Genomic DNA, 3,406 nt, shown 5'->3' with positions numbered 1-3,406 from the left:
AGCGAGAGGCGCCGCCTCCGCACCGGATACCCGGTGGCGGAGGCGACGCCTCACGAGAAGCTCTGTTCAGGCAGTGGCTCAGCTCTGCTTTTTGTCGTCAGAGCCTGCGGCTCCGCTCCGGGCGAGTGCCTCGTTCCTCGGCCCTCACCCTGCGCTGCGCCTCCGGCTCAGACGACGCGGATGAAGGTCGGGCTGTTCTGCCACATCTCGGTGTAGCGCACCGGCATGCCGGCAGCCCACGCCTCGATGATCATGCCGTTGCCCGCGTAGAGGGCCACGTGGCCGGGCGTCCAGACGATGTCGCCCGGCTCGGGGTACGTGACCTGGTAGCCGGAGCTGAGCAGCGCGCCCGACGAGTGCGGCAGGGAGATCCCGAGCTGCGCGTACGTGTACTGGATCAGGCCCGAGCAGTCCATGCCCTCCGCCGGCGAGTTGCCGCCCAGCACGTAGGTGATGCCCAGGTAGTTGAAGGCGACGTTGACGGCCTGCTGGCCGAGCGGGACGGGGTCCGGCGCGTCGACCGAGACGACGGCGGGGCCCTCGCCCTTCTCGCCGTCGGCGCCCGTGGAGGTCCCCAGGGCTTCCATCTCGATCGGCATCTTCGCGTCGGCCGGGACGGTCACGGTGGGGGCGGCGGCGACGGACTGCTTGGCCACCGCGGTGAGGGAGTTGAGGTCGACCGAGTTGAGCTTCGCGGTCTTGACGTCGGTCTTCAGGTCCATCGCCGGGGCCGCGTGGGCCGTCGTCGCGATGGTGGAGATCAGGACGCCACCGGCGGCTGCGGCGAGCGCGCCGCGGCGGGCAACTGTGCCGGCGTTCTCGGTGGCGGTACGAGCGAGGATGGTCAGCGGTGTCTGGGCCGGGCGGCTGTCACGATGCCGTCCGCGGAGGGAGTTCGTCACCTAATGTCTCCTGTACCGCCTGCGAGGTCAGCTGTCGGGTTCGGGTAGGAGTACAACCCGGCCGCACGGCTACTGGGGGGTTTCCGTCCGGCTTCACCCCGAGGACGACGATCCTGCTGTCGCCCGGGAATGGGTCCCCCGCTCCTGTCTTGAACGTCTGGTCACGAACCGGTGACAGGACTCGGCGTCCGGATCGCGACTCCACCGTGGGGGTGGAGCAGAAGTCAAAGTACACACGTTCACGGAAAAAGTCACGATCGGGTTACGCATTACGGTCTGACCCAACGAAGGCGCAGATTTGCGTCGTTCCGGGCTTCAGGGGTTATGACCGACATCACACATCCGCTAGCGTTCGGCGGCATGGGCGAATCGCACTCCCGTATCTCCGCCTGGTGGGTGTTTCCCATCAGTGCGATCGTCTGGTGGACCTGCGGGTTCCTGCCCTGGCTCGCCCAGCTGTCGTACCAGGTCACCGGCGTCGCGCAGGCTTCTGACGCCGCCGCGGCGGGCCTCCTTCCACTGCCCTTCACGGCCGACGGCGCAGTGGTCGGCCTCGTCGTGATGGCGCTGCTCGGCGGCGTGCTCGCCGGGGCGACCGCCCGCCTGGCCCGTTCGGCCGGAGGGGGCGCCGGCGCCGCGATCGCCGGCACCCTGCTCGCGATGGCCGGGGCCGGCGGCGCCTCCTGGTGGCTCGCGGCCCGCGAGACCGTCCCGGGTGACGCCATGCCGCTCGGCATGCTCCTGGTCACCTGCGCGGCCGGGATCGTCGGCCTCGGGGCCGGACTCCTGGCGGGCCTCGGGCCGGCGGCGCTGCGCGGCGTCGCCCTCGCCCTGCCGGTGGTGCTCCTCGACGGCTGGTTCTGGGGCTTCGTGCCCGGCAACGAGGTGTCCCCGACCGGCACGTGGTGGGTGTTCGCCGTGGCGCTCGGTATCGCGTTCGGGCTCACCGTGGACAGCAGGCCGATCGAGCTGCTCGGCTGGCTGCCCGCCGCCGGCGCCGTCTGGGTGCTCCAGGCGGCCGGGCCTGCCCTGCTCGCGGTGCAGGAGAACATCTGGCCGGGTTCCGCGCTCACCGAGGACCCGCTGTCCGCCGTGGCCATCGCCGCGGGCAAGATCGCCTCCGCGGCGGTCGTGGCCGACGGGCACCAGCTCGGTGCCTGGGTGGTCGCCCTGCTGCTCGGAGCGGCCATCGCCGCGCTCCGGCTGTCTCGGGAGGCCGGCGACGAGAGCGAGCTCTCCGAGGCGTGGGCCTGACACGTCGCGCCCCTACTGATTGCGATTGTGTAAATTTCACCCCCCACCGGGCGCGAGGCCTGTTCGGCGCCGACCCGGTCGCCCTAGGTTTGCCCCAGTTCAGGGGTAATCAACCTCTGTGCGAACAATGGGGGCATATATGAACAGGAAGTCATTCGTCGGCGCCGCCACCTCCGCGGCGCTCGTCGTGGCGGCGCTGGTCGCCGCGGCACCGGGTGCGCAGGCCGCGACCAGCGATCCCCTCCGGGACAGGCAGTGGGGCCTGGACCAGATCAACGCCGAGGCGGCCTGGGCGGCCAGCACCGGCGACGGCGTGGTGGTGGCCGTGGTCGACACAGGAGTCGACTTCGACCAGCCCGACCTGGCGGGGCAGCTCCTGCCGGGTGCCACCTTCACGGGCTGCGCGGACGTCCGCCCCTGCGGCGCAGGGGACTTCAGGGGCCCCGACGGCACCAACGACGGCGACGAGCACGGGACGCACGTGGCAGGCATCGTCGCCGCCGCGACGGACAACGGCATCGGCGTCGCGGGCGTGGCGCCGGACGCGAAGATCCTCCCGGTCAAGGTGCTGGAAGCCGGGTCGGGCTCGTCGCAGGACATCGCGGACGGCATCCGCTGGGCGGCCGACCACGGTGCCGACGTCATCAACCTCTCCCTGGGCTCCGGCCTGGGCGGGCAGCTGCTGACGATCATCGGCGTCGACACCCTGATGCGGGACGCCATCGCCTACGCGCGCGAGCGCGGTGTGCTCACGGTGGCGGCGGCCGGCAACTCGTCGACGCCGCTCTGCAGCGACCCGGCGTTCACCAGCGTCGCGATCTGCGTCGGGGCCACCGACTCGGCCGGGCTTCACTCCTACTACTCGGAGCTGCCGGTCAAGCTGGACCTGAAGAGCGTCTCGGCGCCTGGCGGGTCGGGCGGGCTGACCGGCTGCGACGGTGACGTCTGGTCGACGGTTCCCGTGGGCACGGGTTCCGACACCTGCGCGGGCGGCAGCTACGACTCCTACGCGGGCACGTCGATGGCGACGCCGCACGTGGCCGGGGTCGCGGCGCTCCTGTTCGCGCAGGGGCGCCCGGTCGACGAGGTGGAGAGCGCCATCCTCCGCACGGCCCACGACCCGCTGCTGGGTCTCACCGGGCTGTGGACGCCGCTGTACGGGTACGGCGTCGTCGACGCGGCCGCGGCGGTCGCGTACTGACGCCAGGGGAGCCTGGCGCGCAGGAGCACCGCGGCCCACGCCGCGGTGC

General features: G+C 71.8%; 3 protein-coding genes and 1 riboswitch. Of the genes, 2 read left to right on the top strand and 1 reads right to left on the bottom strand.

What is annotated here, in order from left to right; genetic code table 11:
- Nucleotides 1-167: 167 nt before the first annotated feature.
- Nucleotides 168-902, bottom strand: coding sequence for a C40 family peptidase (locus ACFWEJ_RS27995; protein WP_377232436.1), 735 nt, complete (start codon nucleotides 900-902; stop codon nucleotides 168-170).
- 1 nt (nucleotide 903) lies between these two features.
- Nucleotides 904-1,099: riboswitch (cyclic di-AMP (ydaO/yuaA leader) on the bottom strand.
- Between the two features lie 163 nt (nucleotides 1,100-1,262).
- On the opposite strand from ACFWEJ_RS27995, the gene ACFWEJ_RS27990 reads away from it, so the two are divergent.
- Both ACFWEJ_RS27990 and ACFWEJ_RS27985 read left to right on the top strand, forming a co-directional pair.
- Nucleotides 1,263-2,156: a hypothetical protein gene (locus tag ACFWEJ_RS27990; RefSeq protein WP_377232435.1), complete on the top strand. Its 894-nt coding sequence runs from the start codon at nucleotides 1,263-1,265 to the stop codon at nucleotides 2,154-2,156.
- Nucleotides 2,157-2,295: 139 nt separating this feature from the next.
- The gene (locus ACFWEJ_RS27985; protein WP_377232434.1) at nucleotides 2,296-3,357 is read left to right on the top strand and encodes a S8 family serine peptidase; all 1,062 of its coding nucleotides are present in this window, start codon (nucleotides 2,296-2,298) and stop codon (nucleotides 3,355-3,357) included.
- The last annotated feature ends 49 nt before the right edge of the window (nucleotides 3,358-3,406 follow it).

The organism is Promicromonospora sp. NPDC060204 (genome assembly GCF_042728455.1).
In the GTDB taxonomy this organism is placed as follows: domain Bacteria; phylum Actinomycetota; class Actinomycetes; order Actinomycetales; family Cellulomonadaceae; genus Promicromonospora.
The sequence above is the reverse complement of the archived record's forward strand: the minus strand, read 5'-3'. Positions and strand labels throughout refer to the sequence as shown.

Excerpts from the sequence above, each read along its gene's own strand:
- ACFWEJ_RS27985 (WP_377232434.1), top strand. The coding sequence starts at position 2,296 with ATGAACAGGAAGTCATTCGTCGGCGCCGCCACCTCCGCGGCGCTCGTC.
- ACFWEJ_RS27990 (WP_377232435.1), top strand. The coding sequence starts at position 1,263 with ATGGGCGAATCGCACTCCCGTATCTCCGCCTGGTGGGTGTTTCCCATC.